General features: G+C 64.1%; 17 protein-coding genes and 4 tRNA genes. 8 read left to right on the top strand and 13 right to left on the bottom strand.

Features of this window, described 5'->3' with window-relative positions:
- Nucleotides 1-155 precede the first annotated feature (155 nt).
- From CA260_RS09200 to CA260_RS09180, 5 genes are all read right to left on the bottom strand, one after another.
- Entirely contained in the window at nucleotides 156-1,655 is a 1,500-nt protein-coding gene (locus CA260_RS09200) for a DegQ family serine endoprotease (protein WP_111982402.1), read from the bottom strand.
- Nucleotides 1,656-1,764: 109 nt separating this feature from the next.
- The gene (locus CA260_RS09195) at nucleotides 1,765-2,421 is read right to left on the bottom strand and encodes a sigma-E factor negative regulatory protein (RefSeq protein WP_111982401.1); all 657 of its coding nucleotides are present in this window, start codon (nucleotides 2,419-2,421) and stop codon (nucleotides 1,765-1,767) included.
- Nucleotides 2,418-3,014, bottom strand: a complete 597-nt coding sequence (gene rpoE, locus CA260_RS09190; protein WP_111982400.1) for an RNA polymerase sigma factor RpoE — start codon at nucleotides 3,012-3,014, stop codon at nucleotides 2,418-2,420. The genes CA260_RS09195 and rpoE overlap by 4 nt, the downstream gene beginning before the upstream one ends.
- Before the next feature lie 270 nt (nucleotides 3,015-3,284).
- Entirely contained in the window at nucleotides 3,285-5,843 is a 2,559-nt protein-coding gene (locus CA260_RS09185; RefSeq protein ID WP_111982399.1) for a putative bifunctional diguanylate cyclase/phosphodiesterase, read from the bottom strand.
- Nucleotides 5,840-6,337: a hypothetical protein gene (locus tag CA260_RS09180; RefSeq protein WP_111982398.1), complete on the bottom strand. Its 498-nt coding sequence runs from the start codon at nucleotides 6,335-6,337 to the stop codon at nucleotides 5,840-5,842. Before CA260_RS09180 ends, CA260_RS09185 begins: the two co-directional genes overlap by 4 nt.
- Nucleotides 6,338-6,542: 205 nt before the next feature.
- On the opposite strand from CA260_RS09180, the gene CA260_RS09175 reads away from it, so the two are divergent.
- Nucleotides 6,543-8,642 (top strand): 3-hydroxyacyl-CoA dehydrogenase NAD-binding domain-containing protein, encoded by a 2,100-nt coding sequence (locus tag CA260_RS09175; RefSeq protein ID WP_111982397.1) that lies wholly within the window; start codon nucleotides 6,543-6,545, stop codon nucleotides 8,640-8,642.
- A 78-nt stretch (nucleotides 8,643-8,720) separates the two neighbouring features.
- Here the strand turns inward: CA260_RS09175 and CA260_RS09170 are convergent, their stop codons facing one another.
- From CA260_RS09170 to CA260_RS09150, 5 genes are all read right to left on the bottom strand, one after another.
- Entirely contained in the window at nucleotides 8,721-9,293 is a 573-nt protein-coding gene (locus tag CA260_RS09170) for a DUF2058 domain-containing protein (protein ID WP_111982396.1), read from the bottom strand.
- Between the two features lie 42 nt (nucleotides 9,294-9,335).
- On the bottom strand, nucleotides 9,336-9,554 hold the full coding sequence (locus CA260_RS09165; protein WP_425479713.1) for a SlyX family protein: 219 nt from the start codon (nucleotides 9,552-9,554) through the stop codon (nucleotides 9,336-9,338).
- Nucleotides 9,555-9,556: 2 nt separating this feature from the next.
- Nucleotides 9,557-10,894 (bottom strand): UDP-glucose dehydrogenase family protein, encoded by a 1,338-nt coding sequence (locus CA260_RS09160; protein WP_111982394.1) that lies wholly within the window; start codon nucleotides 10,892-10,894, stop codon nucleotides 9,557-9,559.
- 176 nt (nucleotides 10,895-11,070) lie between these two features.
- The gene (locus CA260_RS09155; RefSeq protein ID WP_111982393.1) at nucleotides 11,071-11,856 is read right to left on the bottom strand and encodes an FKBP-type peptidyl-prolyl cis-trans isomerase N-terminal domain-containing protein; all 786 of its coding nucleotides are present in this window, start codon (nucleotides 11,854-11,856) and stop codon (nucleotides 11,071-11,073) included.
- 222 nt (nucleotides 11,857-12,078) lie between these two features.
- Nucleotides 12,079-13,848: a cation:proton antiporter gene (locus CA260_RS09150; RefSeq protein ID WP_111982392.1), complete on the bottom strand. Its 1,770-nt coding sequence runs from the start codon at nucleotides 13,846-13,848 to the stop codon at nucleotides 12,079-12,081.
- A gap of 241 nt (nucleotides 13,849-14,089) precedes the next feature.
- Here CA260_RS09150 and CA260_RS09145 point away from each other — a divergent pair.
- From CA260_RS09145 to CA260_RS09135, 3 genes are all read left to right on the top strand, one after another.
- Nucleotides 14,090-14,165, top strand: a tRNA-Ala gene (locus CA260_RS09145).
- Between the two features lie 11 nt (nucleotides 14,166-14,176).
- Nucleotides 14,177-14,252: transfer RNA gene (locus CA260_RS09140), tRNA-Glu, on the top strand.
- A gap of 86 nt (nucleotides 14,253-14,338) precedes the next feature.
- Nucleotides 14,339-14,415 (top strand) — tRNA-Asp (locus CA260_RS09135).
- 147 nt (nucleotides 14,416-14,562) lie between these two features.
- Here the strand turns inward: CA260_RS09135 and CA260_RS09130 are convergent.
- Nucleotides 14,563-15,057: a DUF1249 domain-containing protein gene (locus CA260_RS09130; RefSeq protein ID WP_111982391.1), complete on the bottom strand. Its 495-nt coding sequence runs from the start codon at nucleotides 15,055-15,057 to the stop codon at nucleotides 14,563-14,565.
- A 19-nt stretch (nucleotides 15,058-15,076) separates the two neighbouring features.
- Entirely contained in the window at nucleotides 15,077-15,892 is an 816-nt protein-coding gene (gene ppsR, locus CA260_RS09125; protein WP_111982390.1) for a posphoenolpyruvate synthetase regulatory kinase/phosphorylase PpsR, read from the bottom strand.
- 231 nt (nucleotides 15,893-16,123) lie between these two features.
- On the opposite strand from ppsR, the gene ppsA reads away from it, so the two are divergent.
- Nucleotides 16,124-18,499 carry a phosphoenolpyruvate synthase gene (gene ppsA, locus CA260_RS09120; protein ID WP_111982389.1) on the top strand — a complete coding sequence of 792 codons (2,376 nt, stop codon included), beginning with the start codon at nucleotides 16,124-16,126 and terminating at the stop codon, nucleotides 18,497-18,499.
- A 57-nt stretch (nucleotides 18,500-18,556) separates the two neighbouring features.
- Here ppsA and CA260_RS09115 read toward each other — a convergent pair whose 3' ends face one another.
- The gene (locus tag CA260_RS09115) at nucleotides 18,557-18,829 is read right to left on the bottom strand and encodes a hypothetical protein (RefSeq protein WP_146745301.1); all 273 of its coding nucleotides are present in this window, start codon (nucleotides 18,827-18,829) and stop codon (nucleotides 18,557-18,559) included.
- A gap of 266 nt (nucleotides 18,830-19,095) precedes the next feature.
- Between CA260_RS09115 and lepB the strand changes: the two genes are divergently transcribed.
- The 3 genes from lepB to CA260_RS09100 all read left to right on the top strand — a co-directional run bounded on the left by lepB (nucleotide 19,096) and on the right by CA260_RS09100 (nucleotide 21,177).
- Nucleotides 19,096-19,770 carry a signal peptidase I gene (lepB, locus tag CA260_RS09110; RefSeq protein WP_111982387.1) on the top strand — a complete coding sequence of 225 codons (675 nt, stop codon included), beginning with the start codon at nucleotides 19,096-19,098 and terminating at the stop codon, nucleotides 19,768-19,770.
- 75 nt (nucleotides 19,771-19,845) lie between these two features.
- Nucleotides 19,846-19,935: transfer RNA gene (locus CA260_RS09105), tRNA-Ser, on the top strand.
- Between the two features lie 540 nt (nucleotides 19,936-20,475).
- Nucleotides 20,476-21,177 (top strand): PP2C family protein-serine/threonine phosphatase, encoded by a 702-nt coding sequence (locus CA260_RS09100; RefSeq protein ID WP_111982386.1) that lies wholly within the window; start codon nucleotides 20,476-20,478, stop codon nucleotides 21,175-21,177.
- Nucleotides 21,178-21,182: the final 5 nt, after the last annotated feature.

Here is a 21,182-nt window from a genome sequence, read left to right as displayed (position 1 = left end):
CCGGATAGACCACCCCGTGAGACGGCGCCGAAGGCCCGAATCGTGCCTCCGGCGCCGTTGAGACCGGCATGGCGCCAGGACGATGGCCCAAGCTCACGTCATCCCGACGCCATGCAACTCTCCCGCGGCGCTGCCATACGCCACGGGAGAACGTGTCACTCGTCCTTGCCGCCCGGCACCGTCAGGCCGATGAAACCACTCTGGTCGCCGTGGCGGACCAGCAGCAGCACCGTATCGCCCGGTTTGGCGTCCTTGGTGGCTTCGCGGAACGCAGCGGCACTGCCCACCTTCTTCTGGTTGACCATCAGGATCACGTCACCGGGCTGCAAACCGGCACGTGCCGCCACCGAACCCGTGATATTGCGGATGACCACGCCTTCGCCCTGCTTCAGGCTCATCTGCTGGCGGGTTTCGCTGTCCAGGTCCTGAACCGACAGGCCCAGTGCCGTGGCGCCGCTGCGCGCCGCCGGTTTCTCGGTATCGCCCGAAGCCAGCACCGCATTCTTGTCGCGAGGCATTTCACCGACCGTGACGCTCACATCCTGTTTCTTGCCATCGCGAAGGATGGTCAGCGTCGACTTGCTGCCCGGCGGGGTCTGCCCCACCAGCGGCGGCAAATCCACGCTCGAATTGATGCTCTGCCCGTTGTAGGCCGTAATCACGTCGCCCGGATGCAGTCCCGCCTTCTCCGCCGCACTGCCAGGCGTCACCTGCGTGACCGCCGCACCCGACGCGTTGTCGAGCTTCAGCGCCTTGACCATGTCATCGCTGACTGGCTGCACCATCACGCCGAGCTGGCCACGCGACACATAGCCCTTTTCCTTGATCTGCTTGACCACGTTCATGGCCACGTCGATCGGAATGGAAAACGCCACGCCCTGGTAGCCGCCGGTGTTGGAATAGATCTGCGAATTCACGCCGACCACCCGGCCCTGCAGGTCGAACAGCGGGCCGCCCGAGTTGCCGGGGTTGATCGGCACGTCGGTCTGGATGAACGAGGTATACGGCTGGTCCTGGCTACCGAGGTTGCGCCCCACCGCACTGACGATGCCCTGCGTCACGGTGTAGTCGAAGCCGAACGGCGAGCCGATCGCCAGCACCCACTGGCCGGGTTTCAGCGAGCGCGAGTCGCCGACGGTGACGGCCGGCAGGTTGCCCTTGGCGTCCACCTTCAGCAGCGCGATGTCGTACTGCGGATCGCTGCCCACGACCTTGGCCGTCAGGGTGCGGCGATCCTGCAGGCGAACGGTCACCGTATCGGCGCCATCCACCACGTGCGTATTGGTGAGGATGTAGCCATCGTTGGAGAGGATGAAGCCCGAGCCCAGCGACGTATGCTGCTGATCCTCCGGCGACGGCATCATAGGCATGCCGAAGAAACGCCGGAACATCTCCATCTGCGGATCGTCGTCATCGGGGGTGTCCGGCATGCCGCCGGGCATCCCGCCGCGCTGACCCGCACGGCCCTTGGCGGTCTTCTTGCCGTTGTATTTCGCCTCCACGTGCACCACGGCCGGAGCGTTCTTCTGCACGATACCCGTGAAGTCCGGCAGGCTCGACAACGCGGGGGCGGCGCTTTGGGCCTGTACGCCGCCGGCCAAAGCAAGACTGATCAGGACACCGCACGACAGCGTGCGCAGGGTGAATCGGTTCATCTCATCCTCCGTGTTTGCGCGCGCACCCGACCAGCCTGCTGGGCAGGCCGGGTGAAGCAGGTGATCTCGGGAAGGGGCAAGGCCGCGGCAGGCAACACACGGCTTCGCGTCATTGCGGGGTGGCTGGCGCCGGCGCCGACGGCTGCTGCGCCTGGTCGGGATGGATCAACAGCAGGTAACTGCCATCGCTGCTGCTCGCCGGATAACGCGCCACACGATACGGGGACAGGCTGTTGCGCGAATAGAGCAGCGTGCGGCTGTCGCCATCGAGCGTCGCGGATGCCTGCTGGCTGATGTGGTAAGGCACATCCGAATAGACATTGAGTCCGGGTGGCGCCACGGCCGGCGCTCCCGCACCGACATTCGCCAGCATCCCGCCATCCTGCTCGGCCGCCTTGGCGGGAGCCGACGCCATTTGCGGGGACAGATGATCCGGCTGACCGGCCGGCTGCGCGACCATCAGCGCCGCCACGGCCACGCCTGCCGCGATGGCGCCACCGGCCGACCAATGCAGCCAATGGCGGCGCGGCTTGCCGCTTGCCACGACGCGTTCCTGTTCGATCGCCTGCATCACACGACCCGCGAAGCCATCGCTGGCGAGCGGCGGCAGCCGGCGGCGCAAGCCATCACGTGCCACGTGATAGCGCGACCATGCCTGCTGCAGTGCCGCGTCATGGTCGATCCGCCGCAGGAGGAAGCGCAGCTCCTCCTGCGACAGCTCGCCATCCATGCCGGCAGACAGGTTTTCGCGTTGGTTGTCAGTCATGGTTTCTTGTCCTCGCGGTCGGACAGGAGCGGCCGCAGTTTTTCATCGATAGCTTCACGCGCCCGAAAAATACGTGAACGCACCGTACCTATCGGGCAACCCATGGCTTCGGCGATTTCCTCGTAGCTCAAACCGTCCACTTCACGCAGGGTAATCGCGGTCCGTAATTCCTCGGGCAGCGATTGGACAGTGGAAAATACGGTTTGTTCAATTTCCTGTCGCATGAGTTCGCGCTCGGGGGTCGCGCTTTCCTGCATGCGATCCGCGCCGGGCACGAAGACGGCGTCTTCGATCGCGATGTCGTCGGTCGGAGGACGACGGCCCATGGCCACCAGGTGATTCTTGGCCGTATTCACGGCAATTTTGTACAACCAAGTATAGAAAGCACTTTCGCCACGGAACGAACCGATGGCGCGCCAGGCACGGATGAACGCTTCCTGCGCGATGTCTTCGCTTTCGCTCTGGTTCTTCACATAGCGCGAAACCAGCCCGATGACCTTGTGCTGGTACTTGCGCACCAGCAGGTCAAAAGCCCGCTTGTCCCCTTGTTGGACGCGCTCGACCAGCGCACTGTCCAGTTCGTTTTCGCCCATTCGGGCCGTCTCCTTCGTCGATGCTGCCAAGCGCCTGGGATGCCCTGAGGATGGGAGCGAGTTGCTCAGACAAGCGCATCGCGTCCTAGTTCAGCATGTCGGCGTACGTTTACCAACCCCTGCGGGAGGTCGCCGTGGCGGACCTGAAAGGGAAAACGCACGGCCGCCCATGAGGCGTACCTGCAACCAGCCCATTTCCTATCAGGACATGGCCGCGAGGGCGGCGCCCGCCCTGGCTACCGATATGGGGATGTCGGCTATGCCTGCAAGTCAGGCAGCGGTGCCGCTGACACCGGCCAGCAGGGACTGGCGCTCCTGCAGGAGCTTCTCGAAGGAAGGTTGCGGCAACGGTCGGCAGAACAGGAAGCCCTGCAATTCGTCACACTGGTTGGCGCGGAGGAACTGCATGTGCTGCTCGGTTTCCACGCCCTCGGCCACGACGCCGCGCTTGAGGCGGTGGGCCATTTCGATCGTCGCTCGCACGATGGCCTCGTCATCCGGATCGACGCCGATGTTGCGCACGAAGCTCTGGTCGATCTTGATGCGATCGGCGGGCAACTTGCGCAGGTAGTCGAGCGAGGCGGCGCCGGTGCCAAAATCGTCGATCGCAATGCGGCAACCAAGCCGGTGGAGGCCTTGCAGGTTTTCCACCAGGTTCGGGGCTTCCTTGATGCTGATGCTTTCGGTGACCTCCATCTCCAGCAGTGAGGCCTCGAGCCCGCTCTCTTCGAGGGCGGAAGCCACCACCTCGAGCAGGTTCGGCTGCATCAGCTGCACCGCCGAAAGGTTCACGCCAAGACGCAGACCCAGGCCGTAGCGGCGCTCCCATTCCTGTGCATGACGGCAGGCGGTGCGCAGCACCCATTCGCCGATCGAGACGATCAGGCCGGTTTCCTCGGCCAGCGGAATGAAGAAGCCGGGGCCGATGAAACCCAGCTCGGGATGTTCCCAGCGCACCAGCGCTTCCATGCCCACGATGTCTTCGCTGTTGGCGTCGACCTGGGGTTGATAGAACACGCGCAGCTCGCCCTTGTGTTCCGCATGGCGCAGGCCCGACTTCAGGGCGAGGTTCTGCTGCTGCGATTGCTGTGCGCTGCCCTCGAAGATCTGGTAGTTGTTGCGGCCCAGGCTCTTGGCCGCGTACATCGCTTCGTCGGCGTGCTTGAGCAGGGTTTCCGCGTCGGGCGCATCGTCGGGAAAGAAACTCACGCCGATTGATGCGGTGACCTGCAGTTCCGTACCGTCATCGATGCGCAGCGGCGCACCCATCACCTGCACGATCTTCTCTGCGATACGCAACACGTCTTCGTTCTTGACGATGTGGCGCAGGATTACCACGAATTCGTCGCCCGCATAACGGGCCACGGTGTCCGATGCGCGCACGGAACCGCGCAGTCGCTGCGTGGTGGTGAGCAGCACCTGGTCGCCCACCGCGTGGCCGAGCGTGTCGTTGATGGTCTTGAAACGATCAAGGTCGACGAACAGCAGGGCGAAGGATTCGCCCGTGCGGTTGGCCTCGCGGATCACCGTGTCCAGGCGATCGTTGAACAACAGGCGGTTCGGCAAGCCCGTCAAGGCATCGAGCAGGCCTTCGGCGCGGCCCTGCTCGCGCGTGTGGCGAAGCTCGAGCGCATGGGCGAAGCGGGACGCTGCGCAACGCAGCACCGGCTGCACGATGGCGAGTGACGGCAGGGGCTGTCGTGTACCCACGAGCAAGGCACCCAGTACGGTGCGACGCTCGTCCTGCAACGGCCAACCGGCGAAGCCTGCCAACCCCAACTGCTCGAGCAAGGGATCCATCGGGGCCAAGCGCGCGGCATCGGCCTGATGCATCATCGCCTGGCCCGACAGCACCAGGCGCAACGAACTTTGCAGATGCGGGCCCGGCCATAGCTGCTCATCGCCGCGCCAGTACTGCACCAATTGCACCGGAGCGCCACCCTCGTCCTGACGCGCGGACCAGACGGCGACGTAATCGAAGCCCATTTCCTCATAGAGCAGGCGCGCCGCTTCGGCGATGCCCTCGTCGCCGCTGCCGGCGCCGAACATCCGCGCCAACAGACCGAGCGCCACCTCGGCACGTACGCCGGCCCGGTCACTGCGGAACAACAAGGCCACCACGTCACGACCTGCATGGCGGATCGGACGCGCGCTGGCTTCCCCCGAATCCGCACCACGCACGGAGCGCCGGTGACAGGGATGCCAGCGGCGCGAACCTTCAGCAAGCACCTGCTCGGCGCGGATATCGGAAAAGGCGAGCACATCTTGCAGGGGCCTTCCCCGCAGCTCGTGTTCACCGAGCCCGCTGTGGCTCGCCACCGAAGCGCTGCATTCGAGGATGCGGCCCCGGGAGGGATCCACGATCAACCATTCGCTTTCGACCTCGTCGAACGCGAAGCGATAGTCTCCATCGCTGGCCGCCATGGCCGCACCGGGAGCGGCGCCGGCGCGCAAGGCTTTCTGCATCCGTTGACAACGCGCAAGCAATTCGTGTTCGATCTGCGAGGCATACAGCCAATCCGCCACGCCAGCCGGCAACACGGTCGGCTTGAGCATGGCCGCGTCGTCCAGCACGGCGATGAGCGGCGCGTCGGCACAAGCCGGCAACTGGCGCAACGCGTCCAGCCCGATCGCCGCTTCGCGGCCGTCGCCGTCGAACACTACGACGATCAACGCGAGTGCACCCCGCCCTTCCAGCAGGATGCCCGCATGGGTTGCATCGCGGGCGGAATGCACGACGTAGTGGCCATCACGATCGAACGTGTCGAACAGCGCACGGCGCAGTTCGCGTTGCGCCGCAACGACGAGGATGCCGGCCGACCCCGTCATGCCAGCAGCCACCGACCGTCACGCAGTCGAGGACGCTGCGCCGGTTTGGGCTGGCAGCTCAGGCGCACCAACACATCGTTGAAACTGGAAATCACGGCTTCCGGTGGGTCCAGCAGCACCACGCGCCGCACATGGCCAGTATTCGCGCGCGCCAGCTGCCGCAACAGCGTGGCGTCCGCCATGGCCAGCGGCAAAGGCAACCGCTGCAGCAGGTAGATGCCGAAGTGATTGCTCTGCTGCATGTAACGCAGGGCGATATTCAGGCGCTGCGAACCAGGCAGGCCGACATGCTCTTCGCGCAGGTTGCCCAGGCCGACTTCAGGCGTCCACAGGTAGACGGTCTGACCGCTGCGCCGCACAAGGGAACGCATCTGTCCGATCAGGCCAAGGTCCTCGCCACCTTCGAGCGCGATGAGGTTGCCGCGCGCGCCCAGGATGCGCTCGAGAATTTCGGCGCCGGTCTGGCTGGGAGGGGGTGCGATGGCAGTACTCATTAGGCCTTAAATTACGTGGTCTGAAGGTCTTCGCCTAGGTGGGATGCAAGCCTTGTCGGATTCCGTGATGCATTTCATGCGTTAGCGCACAAGACGCGGTTTTACAGGATATTCATGCTTGCCTGGAGGGTGCGCCTGGGCCGTCTCGCATTCCTCGCTACGGGAAGGTATGGTGCAAGGCTTCCCGGTCACCCCAGTACCCTTTATGTTCGAAGGATTGCGCTTCAATCACTGGAAGACGAGCCTGGACGACAGCGGCATCGTCACCCTCTCCCTCGACCGCGCCGGCAGCAACGTCAATGCCTTTTCGCGCGAAGTGCTGGACGAGCTCGGCCAGATCGTGGAACGCCTGGCCATCGAGAAGCCGGCGGGCGTGCTGATCCATTCGGCCAAGCCGTTCGGCTTCGCCGTCGGTGCCGACATCAAGGAATTCGTCACCTACGCCCAGCATGGCACGGTGCTGGAAAACATCGAGAACGGCCAGCGCGTGTTCGAATCGCTGGCCCGCCTGCCCTGCCCGACGGTGGCTGCCGTGCACGGCGCCTGCATGGGCGGAGGCACCGAGCTGATCCTCGCCTGCCGCCAGCGCATCGCCGCAGACGACGAAAAGACCCGCATCGGCCTGCCCGAAGTGATGCTCGGCATCCATCCGGGCTGGGGTGGATCGGCCCGGCTGCCGAGGCTGATCGGCGCCACCGATGCCCTGCCCGTGATGCTCACCGGCAGGGCACTGTCGGCCAAGCGTGCCCTTGCCCTGGGCGTGGTCGATCGCCTGGCGCCGCCGGCCGAATTGCTGGCCGAAGCGCGCGCCCTGCTGCGCCGGCCGCATGCCCGGCCGTTCGCCCTGCGCGCCAAGGCATGGGCCACCAACACCTGGGTGGCGCGCCAGATCCTTGCGCCGATGGTGGTCAAGCAGACGGCGGCCAAGGTACGCAAGGAACACTATCCGGCACCATTCGCCCTGATCGACGTCTGGAAGCGCGGCGGCCCGAGCATCCAGCAGCGACTCAAGCTCGAGGCCCGGTCGGTGGCCAAGCTGGCCGAAACCACCACGGCGCAGAACCTCATCCGCATTTTTTTCCTGCAGGAACGCCTCAAGAGCCAGGGCAGCGGCATCGAACACAACATCAAGCACGTGCATGTGGTCGGTGCCGGCGTAATGGGTGGGGACATCGCCGCATGGGCCGCCTTCAAGGGCTTTGAGGTCACCTTGCAGGACCGCGAAATGAAGTACATCCAGCCCGCGCTGGATCGTGCGCGACAGCTCTACGAAAAGAAGCTCAAGACGGCGGACAAGGTCGAGGCAACCGCACGAAGGCTTCGTGCCGATGTCGAAGGCAAGGGCGTGGCGACGGCCGACCTGGCCATCGAGGCGATCTTCGAGAACGCCGAAGCCAAGAAGGCGTTGTACGCCAGCATCGAGCCGCAGTTCCAGTCCGATGAACTCCTCGCGACCAACACGTCCAGCATTCCGCTGGATGAACTGCGTGTCGACCTGAAGGCGCCGCAGCGCTTCCTGGGCCTGCACTTCTTCAATCCGGTGGCGCAGATGCCGCTGGTGGAAGTGGTGCGGCACGACCGGCTCGACGCGGACGCCGAGAAACGCGCGCTCGCATTCTGCAAGGCCATCGGCAAGCTGCCTGTCGCAGTCAAGGGCACGCCCGGATTCCTGGTCAACCGCATCCTGATGCCGTACCTGCTGGAATCCATGCGCCTGTACAGCGAAGGCGTGCCCGGCCCGGTGCTCGACAAGGAAGCCCGGAAATTCGGCATGCCGATGGGCCCGATCGAACTGGCGGACACGGTGGGCCTGGACGTTTGCGCCTCCGTCGGCAAGGAGCTCGCGCCTTTCCTTGGCCTCGAGCTGCCCCCGGGACTGGAGGACAAGCTCGCCGCCGGCAAGCGCGGCAAGAAGGACGGACAGGGCATCTATATCTGGCAGGACGGCAAGCCGCAGAAGCCCGAGGTCGACCCTGACTACAACGTTCCGGCCGACCTGCAGGACCGCATGATCCTGCCTATGGTGAACGAAGCAGTGGCCTGCCTGGCTGACGGCGTCGTCGACGATGCCGACCTGTTGGATGCCGGCGTGATCTTCGGCACCGGCTTTGCGCCGTTCCGTGGCGGCCCGATCCAATATGTGCGCAGCGAAGGCGCCACCGTGGTGAAAGGCAAGCTCGAAAGGCTCGCCCAGCGCTACGGCGAACGTTTCTCGCCGAAGCAGGGCTGGGATTTGCCGGCGCTCGCCCAGACCGGTTTCGAGATACCGGCAACGACGGAGCAGACCGAAGACATCGAAGCCTGATCGCCCCATCCACCAAGCAAAACGCCCGGCTTTCACCGGGCGTTTTTTATGCCTGACGGCGCGATTTGCCGGCGCGCGTCACCACATCAGGTCGTCAGGCACGCCGTCTTCGCCGAGGCCGCTTGCGCTGCCGGGTTCGACCAGCAACGCCAGCTGCTGTGGATCGATCGTCCTAACCTGCTCGGCGAGTTCACGCGTCACCAACAGGTATCGTCCCTGCTGCTGCACCACGCCGAGCTCTCCCGCGTTGATCGCCGCAAGCTGCTCCGCATCGACATGTACCCGCCGGATCTTGCCGCCGTACTCGAAATGCCGGACGTGGTCGACGTCCGGCTTGTTGAGCGTCTTGCCCGTCAGCAATTGCTGGATCTTCTGCTTGCGCTCGCGGCGCAGGCGCGCCTCCTCGGCGGCCGCCTGTTCCGCGCGCTTGCGCTCATTGGCTTCGGTCTGCGCACGAATGGCGTAGGCCTTGGCAAGGTCGATCTCGCCCTGCCCCGTGCCCTGCGGCTTGCCTGCCGCATGCGGCTTCGGATGCGGCGGTTTGCTGCCCTTGGACGAAGCTGCACCCTTTGGCGGATTCGGGCGCTTTTCGTCGCGGACCTGTTTGACGATGCCGCTCTTGAGCAGCTGATCGCGCAGGGATTCGGCCATGTTCTAACTCGCTAGCGTGATGCGGGTACGGTACGAATGATGTCAGTAATGCGGCGGCGGGGGTTCGCTGTGCGGATCGTGCCCCTGCGATGTGCGCAGCGACGACAACTCGCTGCGCAAGCCACGGATGACTTCTTCCAGCGCAGCGATGCGCATCGACAACTCTGCATCCGCCGAGGCAAGCGCACTCACCGTGTCATCGATGAAGGTGAGCCTCACTTCCAGCTCGGTGAGGCGTTGCTGCAGCGAGTCGTCCGACACGCTCAGCGCCTCAGGCTACGGCCGCGACCGATGCCGTAGTAGGCCAGGCCGGCTTCTTCCACCGCAACCGGATCGTACAGGTTGCGGCCGTCGAAAATGGCGGGGCTGCCGAGCATGCCGCGAATGCGCGCGAAATCAGGGCTTCGGAATGCCTTCCACTCCGTGATGATGGCCAGCACATCCGCGCCTTCCAGCGCCTGGTAGGCGTTGTCGCACAAGACCAGGTCTTCGCGATCGCCATAGATGCGATGGGTTTCCTCCCGAGCCTCGGGATCGAACGCGCGCACCTTGGCGCCGGCCGTCCAAAGCGCCTCCATCAGGTTGCGGCTGGAAGCTTCGCGCATATCGTCGGTGTTCGGTTTGAACGCCAGGCCCCACAACGCGATGGTCTTGCCCTTCAACTGGCCGTCCAGATGACGCGAGATCAGCTCGAACAGCTTGGTCTTCTGGTCATGGTTGACGGCTTCGACGGCCCCCAGCAGCCGGGCGTCATAGCCCACGCCACGCGCCGTGCGCTCGAGCGCCTGCACATCCTTGGGAAAGCACGAACCACCGTAACCCGCACCCGGGTAAATGAAGTGGTAGCCAATGCGCGGATCCGAGCCGATGCCCTGGCGCACCAATTCCACGTCGGCGCCCACGCGCTCGGCGATGTTGGCGATTTCGTTCATGAAGCTGATCTTGGTGGCCAGCATCGCGTTGGCCGCATACTTGGTGAGCTCGGCCGAGCGCTCATCCATCACCACCGTGCGGTCATGGTTGCGATTGAACGGCGCATACAGCTTGCGCAGCACGTTGACGGCGCGCTCGCTGGAGCTGCCGATGATGATGCGGTCAGGACGCAGGCAGTCCTCCACCGCATCGCCTTCCTTCAGGAATTCCGGATTGGAAACGACGTCGAACTCGACGGACGCGCCGCGCTTTTCCAGTTCTTCGGCAATGGCCGCACGAACGCGATCAGCGGTGCCAACCGGCACGGTCGACTTGTTGACCACGACCGTGTACTTGTCCAGGTGCTGGCCAATCGTGCGAGCCACGCTCAGCACATACTTCAGGTCGGCGCTGCCGTCCTCGTCCGGTGGCGTGCCCACAGCGATGAAGACGATCTGCCCGTGCTCGATGCTTGGCGCCGGGTGGGTAGTGAAATCGAGCTGGCCGCTGGCGTAGTTGCGCTTGACGATCGGCTCCAGGCCCGGCTCGAAGATGGGGATCTCGCCTTTCTTAAGGCGCTCGACCTTGCCCGCGTCGATGTCGACGCAGACGACGTGATTTCCCATTTCAGCCAGACAGGCACCGGTGACCAGACCTACATAACCGGTGCCGAAGATGGTGACCTTCATTGTCGCAACAACTCCCGAGTGCAAGGCCCGCAATTCTAGCAGCAGCGACTGTTACAGCATGCGAACGCATCAAGCGCAGCCGTACCAGGAATTCCAGTCCTCCTCGAAGGGGCAAGAAAGCACGGGGCGCGAATCGCTTCGCGCCCCGTGCCTGTCTCAGAGAGAGCTTTCGGCGATTACTTCGCGCCGCCAGCCTGCTCGCCGGCCGGCGTCGGGCCGGTCTTGACCAGGGTGACGTCGAAGATGATCGTCGCATTCGGCGGGAAGCCGTTCTGCGGCTGCGCACCGTAAGCGATGTTCGACGGGATGAAGAACTTGTAGTGGCCGCCGACCTGCATCAGCTGCATGCCTTCGCGGAAGCCCGGGATCACGCCGGCGAGCGGGATCGAAGCGGCGCCGCCGCCCTCGTGCTTGGACGAGTCGTCAAAGGTCTCGCCATTGACGAAGGTGCCGACGTAGTTGACCTGCACGGTGTCGTTCGGACCCGGGCGAGCGCCGGTGCCCTGGCTGATCACCTGGTACTGCAGGCCCGAAGCGGTCGTCTTCACGCCCGGAGCGGTCTTGTTCTTGGCGAGGAAGGCGTCGCCCTCGGTCTTGTTCTTGGCGGCGACCTGGGTGTACTCAGCCTTGGCCTTGGCCTGGAGGTTGGCCACGAAAGCATCACGCACCTGCTTGGCTTCGGCCTCGCTCATCGTCGGCTTCTGGCCGGAGAGGGCGGACTGCAGCGCGCGGGCCACGGTGGCCGGATCCACTTCGGCGCGGACCAGCGGCGGCAGCGAGCTCGCCAGATCCCAGCCGACCACATAGCTGGCCTTGGTCTTGTCGACCGCCGGCGGCGTGGCGGTGGCGGGAGCGGCGGCGGGGGCGGCGCTCTTCGCTGCCTGTGCGTGCACGCCAGCGGTCATGCCCAGGGCAACCGCGAGCGCGGCCGCCGTCAGCGTGGGACGCAGAAATTGCTTCATGTGGAACTCCCTCGTTTTGAGATATGCCGGCGGTACCGGACTAAGCCCCCCCGATGGAGGCAGGCCCCGCATTGTGCGGCCCCTGTCGAGTCTTGGCAACGCTGTGGGGGGTACGACCGTCAGTCGTGATTAAAAGTTCACGATTTGGCCGTTTCGCCGCGGTTTTTTACGATTTGTGCACATCCTGAGACTGGTTTGGCCGCCCTGCATCAGCGGGCTTTTTCAGGCATGCCCGTCACCGGAACGGCCCGGCTTGTCCAGGGTGTCCCGCAATGCGGCCTGCAGGCGCGCATGGACCTGCACCAGCCCCCGCCACAACAGCCATGCAAGCAGCAGCAGAACCAGCACCAGCACCAGCGCGACTTCGCGTGGAGGCAGGATGGTCGACGCCAGCGCAGCCACCAGCAATCCAAGCACCCACATGGTCATCAGCGGGATGAACCGCGCCAACACGGCCCTGATGCGCATGTTGTAGGCACCACCGATGCGCTCGGGGATGCTGAGCTCGGCGAGCAGCATGCCTAGCGCGGACGCCTTTCGATACGCGGCCACGATCATCGGCAGGGAAATCAGCGCGGCGATCGACCATGCAAGGCTGCGCTTCACCTGCGGCCTGTCGGCCAGGAAATCCCAGTGGAAGAAGCCACGGCGATACAGGTACGACATGATCAGGAACGCCGCCACCACCAGCATGATGTTGATGATCACGTGCCATACCAGGCGCCGGATCATCTTCGCCACGGTGGCACCCTGCCCGCTCAGGCTCAGGTTGCCCATCCAGTCGGTATAGGTGGCCAGCGCCCCCATGAAGGTCTTGGGCAAGTGGCGACTCAGTGCGCCCGCGAGTGGATCCGAGGAGCGGATGAGATAAGGCGTAAGGAACGTGGTGATCGCCGACACCGCAACCGCCACCGGATACAGGAAGCCGCTGGTGACCTTGAGGGTCAGGCCGAGCGAGGCGATCACGAAGGAGAACTCGCCGATCTGCGCCAATCCCATGCCGACCCGCAGCGACGTACGCCCGCCATTGCCCGCGACGAAAGTGCCGAAGCTGCACGTCAGCACCTTGCCCACGATCACCACCGCCGTCACCACCAGGATGGGCAGCCAATACTGCTTGAGCATGGCGGGATCGATCAGCATGCCGATCGCCACGAAGAAGATCGCGCTGAACATGTCGCGCACCGGACCCACGATCCGCTCGACACGCTCCACGCTCTGCGATTCGCCCACGATCGCGCCGATCATGAAGGCACCCAGCGCGACGCTGTATCCCATCTCCGTCACCAGGAGGCAGAAGCCGAAACACAGGCCCAGCACCGCCACCAGCAAGACATCGTCACGACTGACAGCTGCGATGTAGTCGACCACGCGCGGCACCAGCAGCAGGCCAACCACCAGCGACACCGCCATGAACAGCGTGAGGCGCCCGATGGCCCCCATCGCCTCGCTCGCTTCCAGACCGCCGGTGCTGGCGATGCCGGTAAGCAATGCCATCAATACGATGGCGAGCACGTCTTCCACGATCAGGATGCCGAACATCAGCTGGGCGAAGCGCTCACGCTTGAGGTTCAAGTCGTCGAGCGCCTTCATGATGATGGTGGTCGAGGACATCGACAGCATGGCGCCGAGGAACAGCGCGTCCATCGGACTCCAGCCGAAGAAGCGACCGATTTCGTAGCCGAGCCATAGCATCAGTACGATTTCGCAGACCGCCGCCACCAGCGCCGCGCCACCGACTTCGCGCAGCTTTTTCAGGCTGAATTCCAGGCCCAACGCGAACAGCAGCAGGATCATGCCCAGTTCGGACAAGGTGCGGATCGTCTGGTCGTCGTGGATGAAGACCACGGGAAACGTGTAAGGCCCGACCAGCACGCCAGCGATGATGTATCCGAGCACGACCGGCTGACGCAGCCGCTGGAAGATCACCGTGGTCAGGCCCGCGATCAGCATGACGGTCGCGAGATCCTGGATGAAGTGCAAATCGTGCATCGACGAAATCCGTGGGGACGTCACGCAAGACTAGCAATCGAACCCCGGATGCACAGCCCCACGCGACGATCTGGAGCGCATGCCCGGCGAAGTCGACATCGCCTTCGTCGAACAAGCGAACGGCGAATCGATGTAACTGCTTGTTGTGATTCGCACGTGAAAATTTTTTGAAAAAATCTGGTCGTGGGCGCTTGACGAAATCGCAATCTCAACCTATTCTTTCGGGCTTCCAGAGGCACACGGGGCCATAGCTCAGCTGGGAGAGCGCCTGCATGGCATGCAGGAGGTCGGCGGTTCGATCCCGCCTGGCTCCACCAAATTTAGATACGTCCCCTTCGTCTAGAGGCCTAGGACATCACCCTTTCACGGTGAGTACAGGGGTTCGAATCCCCTTGGGGACGCCACTCTAACGCCAAACCGGATGCCGGCGAAGCAGTAGAGTGGTCAAGGATGAAATCTGTTGGTGTGGTAATGGAAGCAGTAAAAATGTGGAGCGGTAGTTCAGTCGGTTAGAATACCGGCCTGTCACGCCGGGGGTCGCGGGTTCGAGTCCCGTCCGCTCCGCCAGATTACGAAGAGCCCGCCATTGGCGGGTTTTTTGTTGCCTGGAGAAAAGTTTTACCCTTTGCTCGCCCTTGTAGGACCGCACCTTGTGCGCGACCGCAGGCGTCGGTCGTTACCGCTCCGTCGGATTTTCGCGCACTGGGTGCGCTCCTACAGGAGAGCGGCCTCGTCGGGCGAGCGGTGGTCTTCCAGCCGCTCCAGCGTCCCCATCGAATGCCCCTGCTCCGCCAGGTATTCCAGCCAGCGCGAGAGGAATCCGTTCATGCGCAGCCGGTGCTGCAGCACTGTGTGCGCAGGAGGAAATGGCCCAAGCACCTGCCAAAGGTGACGGCCGGGATGACAATGCAGCGCCTCGGCCACATGCGCGTCGGTATACATGCGCAACTGCGCCGATGGCGAAGGTTGCCCCGTGTGCGCATCGACGAAGTTGTAGGTCAACTCCAGTTCGAGCGTATACGGGTGCTTCTCCTGTACCTGCAGGCGCACGTCGAGCCCATCGTCCACGCTGGACACATAGAACCCCGGCTGCAACTCCTGCGGCGCGAACAGCTTCGCCAGCCGATGGTAGTTTTCCGCGTACAGCCCCATCAGGAAGCCGAAGCGTCCCGGTAGTAGCGCGTTGCGGCTGTCCAGTACGACACTCATGGGCGATGGCTACTCCTCTCTAGAACATGGTCCGCTCGATGCCGAAGCGGTCGAAGATCTTGCTGGCGATCTCCTCGATGGAGACATGCGTGGTGTTGAGGTTGGGAATCCCTTCGCGGCGCATCAGCTTTTCGGCCTGCGCCAGCTCCCATTTGCATTGTTCCAGCTTGGCATAACGACTGCCGGCGCGACGCTGCTCGCGGATCTGCGCCAGCCTCATGGGATCGATGGTGAGGCCGAACAGGCGGTCCTTGTACGGACGCAGCCTCGACGGCAGCTCCAGCTTGTCCAGGTCGTCGTCGGTCAGGGGGTAATTGGCGGCGCTCACCCCGTAATGCAAGGCCATGTACAGGCAGGTCGGCGTCTTGCCCGAACGGGACACCCCGACCAGGATCAGGTCCGCCTGGGCATAGTCCACATCAATACCGTCGTCGTGTGACAGCGCGTAGTTGGTGGCATTGATGCGCGCCTCGTACTTGTCGAAATCGACCAGGCCATGCGAGCGGTTCACCGCGCCGGAACGCTTGGCACCCAGCTCATCCTCCAGCGGGCCGATGAACGGCGCGAACACGTCCAGCATCAGGGCACCGCTCTCGGCCACGATCTCGCAGAGGTCGCGCGAGGCCATGGTGTTCACCACGATCGGGCGCTCGCCGGTCTGGGCATAGCGCGTCTTGATGCGCAGCGCGGCCGCCTCCGCCTTATGCGCGTCGTCGACGAACGGCAGGCGATGCTTGTCGAACTGGACCCCCTCGAATTGGGCCAGGATGCTGTTGCCGATCGTTTCGGCGGTAATACCAGTGGAATCGGAGATGAAGAAAACGGTTCGCTGCATGGGTAACCCGAAGTCCCTGACTGTTCCTGGCCCTCACCTTAGCGCAACGCATAAAGCCTGTCTTTGCTTGACTCTCGCCTGACTGGTATGCAGCTGGCGTGGGTTTTGCGCGGAATGGTCTTCTTGTGCTGCGCACCATCGGCAGCGGACAATACCAGTTCTTTGTGGCCGGTTTCTGGATCGAACCGGCCAAGCCACTTCGAAACTAAAGAGCTCTTGAAGGAGACTCCCTTGAACGACCTGGTGCTTTGGCTCGACACGCTGCGCATGACCGACCTGGGCAAGGTCGGCGGCAAGAATGCGTCGCTCGGCGAGATGATCGGCAATCTCGCCAAACTCGGCGTGTCCGTGCCCGGTGGCTTCGCCACCACCGCCGATGCGTTCCAGCAGTACCTCGACAAGAGCGGCGTGGCCAAGCGCATCCAGGCCCGCCTGGCCTCGCTGGACGTCGACGACGTCGAAGCGTTGACCACCGCAGGCAAGGAAATCCGCGAATGGGTCACCGAGACGCCGCTGCCGGCCGAACTCGACCAAGCCATCCGCGACGCCTACATCAAGCTTTGCCAGGACGCGGGCGCCGACAACATCGCCGTCGCCGTGCGCTCCTCCGCCACCGCGGAAGACCTGCCGGACGCCTCCTTCGCCGGCCAGCAGGAAACCTTCCTCAACGTCGTCGGCATCGACGACGTGCTGCACAAGGTGAAGGAAGTCTTCGCCTCCCTCTACAACGACCGCGCCATCGCCTACCGCGTCCACCAGGGCTTCAAGCACGAGGACGTGTTCCTGTCCGCCGGCGTGCAGCTGATGGTGCGCTCGGATGTGGGCGCGTCCGGCGTGTTGTTCACGCTGGACACCGAGTCCGGCTTCCGTGACGTGGTGTTCGTCACCGGCTCCTACGGCCTGGGCGAAATGGTCGTGCAGGGTGCGGTGAACCCCGATGAGTTCTATGTATTCAAGCCCACCTTGAAGGCCGGCAAGCCCGCTGTCCTGCGTCGCAGCCTCGGCGCCAAGCAGCAGCGCATGGTCTATTCGGACAAGCCCGGCGAGCGCGTGCGCATCGAGGAAACCCCGGCCGAACTGCGCAACAAGTTCTGCATCAACGACGAAGACGTGCAGGAACTGGCCAAGCAGGCACTGGTGATCGAACAGCATTACGGCCGCCCGATGGACATCGAGTGGGCGAAGGACGGCAACACCGGCAAGCTCTACATCGTGCAGGCCCGCCCGGAGACAGTGAAGTCGCGCTCGCACGCCACCCAGCTCGAGCGCTTCCATCTCGGCGAAAAGGGCAAAGTGCTGGCCGAGGGTCGTGCCATCGGCCAGAAGATCGGTGCCGGCAAGGCGCGCGTGATCCGCTCGCTGGCCGACATGAACAAGGTGCAACAAGGCGATGTACTGATCGCTGACATGACCGACCCCGATTGGGAGCCAGTGATGAAGCGTGCCGCCGCCATCGTCACCAACCGCGGCGGTCGTACCTGTCACGCGGCGATCATTGCTCGCGAGCTGGGCGTGCCCGCGGTGGTCGGCACCGGCAACGCGCTCGACACCATTCCGGACGGCACGGAGGTCACCGTGTCCTGCGCTGAAGGCGACACCGGCATGATCTACGAGGGTCACCTCAAGTTCGATCGCGTGACCGCCGACCTGGGCGACATGCCCGAAGCGCCGCTCAAGATCATGATGAACGTGGCCAACCCCGAGCGCGCCTTCGACTTCGGCATGCTGCCGAACGCTGGCATCGGCCTGGCCCGTCTGGAGATGATCATCGCCAGCCATATCGGCGTGCATCCGAAGGCCCTGCTCGAATACGCCAAGCAGGACGCCGAGACGAAGAAGAAGATCGACGAGCGCATGGCCGGCTATGCCGATCCGGTGTCGTTCTACGTCGATCGCCTCGCCGAGGGCATCGCCACCATCGCCGCCTCGGTCTATCCGAAGCCGGTGATCGTGCGCTTGTCCGACTTCAAGTCGAACGAGTACGCCGGCCTCGTCGGCGGTTCCCGCTACGAACCGCACGAAGAAAACCCCATGATCGGCTACCGCGGCGCCAGCCGTTACGTCGACCCGGGCTTCGCCGAGTCGTTCGGCCTGGAGTGCAAGGCCGTCAAGCGCGTGCGCGAAGTGATGGGCTTGGACAACGTGTGGGTGATGATCCCGTTCGTGCGTACGCTGGGCGAAGGCCGCAAGGTCATCGACGTGCTGGGCAAGAACGGTCTGAAGCAGGGCGAGCACGGCCTCAAGGTCATCATGATGTGCGAGGTGCCATCCAACGCGCTACTCGCCGATGAGTTCCTGGACATCTTCGACGGCTTCTCAATCGGCTCCAACGACCTCACCCAGCTCACGCTCGGCCTCGACCGCGACTCCAGCATCGTGGCCAGCCTGTTCGACGAGCGCGACCCGGCGGTGAAGAAGCTGCTGGCACTGGCGATCAAGACGGCACGCGAAAAGGGCAAGTACGTCGGCATCTGCGGCCAGGGCCCGTCCGACCATCCGGATCTCGCCGAGTGGCTGATGGACCAGGGCATCGAATCGGTGTCGCTGAACCCCGATACCGTGGTCGACACCTGGTTGCGGCTCGCCAAGAAGAAAAAGGCCGCCTGAGTTCCATGCAGGCCATAAGAGGCGGCGCGAAAGCGCCGCCTTTTTTGTACCCCGACGTCAGCATTCGCAAGGACGCCCAACCGTGTCGAACCGGCTGTCGTCGGATCGGATCAGTCCTTCTTCCGCCACGAGGAACGTCGCTATCAGCAAGGCCAGCGAGCCCGCGCCCTGCCCGCTTCCCGCCACGAAACGCACGACGACGAGCACCTCCTGCACCTCGTCACGGATGTCCGGAAACCGATCGAACAACGCACGATAAGTGCGCACCACCTCTGTGGTCGACGCGCGCACTGCAGAAGTCCGATGACGCCAGCCGGGCATCTCCGGCATGCAGGCTCGCGAGCCGCGTCGCGTCATGGCTATTGAAGGCCTCGAACATCGTACGCACCACGGACTGCGGCGTTGCCTGGGTTGCAGGCGAAGCCGTAGCCAGAAGAAGCAACGGGGTCGGAACCATCGAGGTATCTCCCAGAATGGATGCGACCACAGCCTCCCGTTTCCTTCCCCCTCAATGCGGCTCAGGACTTGCTCTCAAACCGGAACCTTTACCCCCGGCCGGAGGTCCACCCAGACTGACGGGCGGACGGAGAACACCCATGCAGTGGCTGGCCAGGCTCCTCACACGGAACAAGGGCTTCATCGTCTTCATGCTCGGCATGTTGGTATTCCGCAGCGCCGTCGCCGACTGGAACGTGGTGCCGACCGGCTCCATGCAGCCGACCATCCGCATCGGCGATCGCATCCTGGTCGACAAGGCCGCCTACGACGTACGCCTGCCCTTCACCCACCTCTCCCTGGTGCACCTGTCCGATCCGCAGCGCGGCGATATCGTCGTGCTCGATTCTTCCGCTGCCGGCGAGCGACTGGTCAAGCGCGTCATCGGCGTGCCCGGTGACACGGTCGCGTTGCGCGGAAACCAGCTCTATGTGAACGGCCGGTACGCGAGCTATCAGCCCATCAAGGTGGACGGCATCCGCGACGACCGCGAAGACCCTGCTCTCTATGCCATCGAAGCCGTAGGCACCCTACACCATGCCGTGCGCTGGTCGCTTGCCGCGCGAGGTCACAGCAGCGACTTCGGCCCGGTAACCGTGCCCGCCGGCCAATACCTGCTGCTTGGCGACAATCGCGACAACAGCACCGACTCCCGCTACTTCGGGTTCTTTCCGCGCACGGAGATCACCGGGCGCGCGACTCGCGTCGTGGTCTCGCTGGATCCAGGCGACCGCCACCTGCCCCGGCGCGATCGATGGGGCGTCGCGCTGCAATGACTGGATCGGCCCCATTGCCACGCCGCCATCCGATGCGTACAATTGCCGGCTCGCGTGGACCACACGCACCGCTTCGGAGAGGTGGCAGAGTGGTCGAATGTACCTGACTCGAAATCAGGCGTACGTGTAAGCGTACCGTGGGTTCGAATCCCACCCTCTCCGCCAGAAAAGCAAAACGCCCCCCTCGTGGGGCGTTTTGCTTTTCTGATGGTGACGGCCGGGTGAGAACCCACCGGGTTCGACAAATTTGCCTGGAGCAAATTTGGACAGCCGCAGGCTGGCCCCGCAGCGCGCAAGCGCGTAGGGGTCGGGTCCATGGATGGACCCGACAATCCCACCCTGCACGATCACCGGCGTTTGCGTTTCTGACGGTGACGGCCGGGTGAGAACCCACCGGGTTCGACAAATTTGCCTGGAGCAAATTTGGACAGCCGCAGACCGGCCCCACAGCGCGCAAGTGCGGAGGGGCCATGGCTGGCCCCGACAATCCCATCTGCAAAATCGCGAGTCTCTACTTCATTCCACCAGACGCGAGATTCCGCCGCCGACCTCGAAGCGAGCACATGGCCAACGTCACCAATCTCTGCTTTCGCGAGGATGACAGGTGAACACTTCCACCTTATCGCTTCGCCTCCATCTACCCATTCTTTGCGCATTCCCCTCACATCCGTCATGCTCGCACCGCAACGCCACACCAGGCATCCCATGATCGAGTTTGGACACGGAACCCACGTCGGCCTGCGCCGTACGCGCAACGAAGACACCTACTACGCCGACGCTTCGCTCGGCCTGTTTCTCGTGGCGGACGGCATGGGCGGTCATCAGCACGGAGAGGTCGCTTCCGCACTGGTGCGCGACGCCGTGGCCGACCTGGTGACACGCGGTCATAGCCTGGTGGAAGCGGTCCGCGCCGCCGACGTGCGTTTGATCCAGCACAGCCGCGGCTTCCAGGATGCACGTCCGATGGGCACCACCATCGCGGCACTGCGCCTGCACGCGGACTCCTACGAAGTCGCCTGGGTCGGCGACAGCCGCGTCTACCTCTGGCAGAAGAGTCTGCGCCAGGTCAGCCACGATCATTCGCTGGTGCAGGAGTTGGTGGCGGCCGGCATGCTCGACGCCGCGCAGGCCACGCGTCATCCGCAGCGCAACGTCATCACGCAGGCTTTGGGTATCACCGCGCCGGAGCAGCTGCATATCGGCATGGCGCGCGGCCGGCTGGAGCCGGGCATGTGCTTCCTGCTGTGCACTGATGGCCTCACCGAGGAAGTCAGCGACTCGGTCATGGCGAGCATGGTGTCCCGTCATGATCTATCGGCGCAGGAGTGCGTGGAGCATCTGCTGCTCGCCGCGCTGGATGCCGGCGGCAGCGACAACATCACGGGCATTCTCGCGCGCTTCAACTGAAGCGC

The sequence above is a fragment of the Dyella jiangningensis genome (assembly GCF_003264855.1).
Taxonomy (GTDB): Bacteria; Pseudomonadota; Gammaproteobacteria; order Xanthomonadales; family Rhodanobacteraceae; genus Dyella; species Dyella jiangningensis_C.
Note: the sequence above shows the minus strand (reverse complement) of the source record. Positions and strands in the feature narration are given on the sequence as shown.

Coding starts and splice junctions, on each gene's coding strand:
- CA260_RS09195 (WP_111982401.1), bottom strand. CDS start 2,421: ATGACTGACAACCAACGCGAAAACCTGTCTGCCGGCATGGATGGCGAG.
- CA260_RS09155 (WP_111982393.1), bottom strand. CDS start 11,856: ATGAAGCAATTTCTGCGTCCCACGCTGACGGCGGCCGCGCTCGCGGTT.
- CA260_RS09130 (WP_111982391.1), bottom strand. CDS start 15,057: ATGAGTGTCGTACTGGACAGCCGCAACGCGCTACTACCGGGACGCTTC.
- CA260_RS09150 (WP_111982392.1), bottom strand. CDS start 13,848: ATGCACGATTTGCACTTCATCCAGGATCTCGCGACCGTCATGCTGATC.
- CA260_RS09100 (WP_111982386.1), top strand. CDS start 20,476: ATGATCGAGTTTGGACACGGAACCCACGTCGGCCTGCGCCGTACGCGC.
- lepB (WP_111982387.1), top strand. CDS start 19,096: ATGCAGTGGCTGGCCAGGCTCCTCACACGGAACAAGGGCTTCATCGTC.
- CA260_RS09200 (WP_111982402.1), bottom strand. CDS start 1,655: ATGAACCGATTCACCCTGCGCACGCTGTCGTGCGGTGTCCTGATCAGT.
- CA260_RS09160 (WP_111982394.1), bottom strand. CDS start 10,894: ATGAAGGTCACCATCTTCGGCACCGGTTATGTAGGTCTGGTCACCGGT.
- ppsR (WP_111982390.1), bottom strand. CDS start 15,892: ATGCAGCGAACCGTTTTCTTCATCTCCGATTCCACTGGTATTACCGCC.
- CA260_RS09115 (WP_146745301.1), bottom strand. CDS start 18,829: ATGCCGGAGATGCCCGGCTGGCGTCATCGGACTTCTGCAGTGCGCGCG.
- rpoE (WP_111982400.1), bottom strand. CDS start 3,014: ATGGGCGAAAACGAACTGGACAGTGCGCTGGTCGAGCGCGTCCAACAA.
- CA260_RS09180 (WP_111982398.1), bottom strand. CDS start 6,337: ATGAGTACTGCCATCGCACCCCCTCCCAGCCAGACCGGCGCCGAAATT.
- CA260_RS09175 (WP_111982397.1), top strand. CDS start 6,543: ATGTTCGAAGGATTGCGCTTCAATCACTGGAAGACGAGCCTGGACGAC.
- CA260_RS09185 (WP_111982399.1), bottom strand. CDS start 5,843: ATGACGGGGTCGGCCGGCATCCTCGTCGTTGCGGCGCAACGCGAACTG.
- CA260_RS09170 (WP_111982396.1), bottom strand. CDS start 9,293: ATGGCCGAATCCCTGCGCGATCAGCTGCTCAAGAGCGGCATCGTCAAA.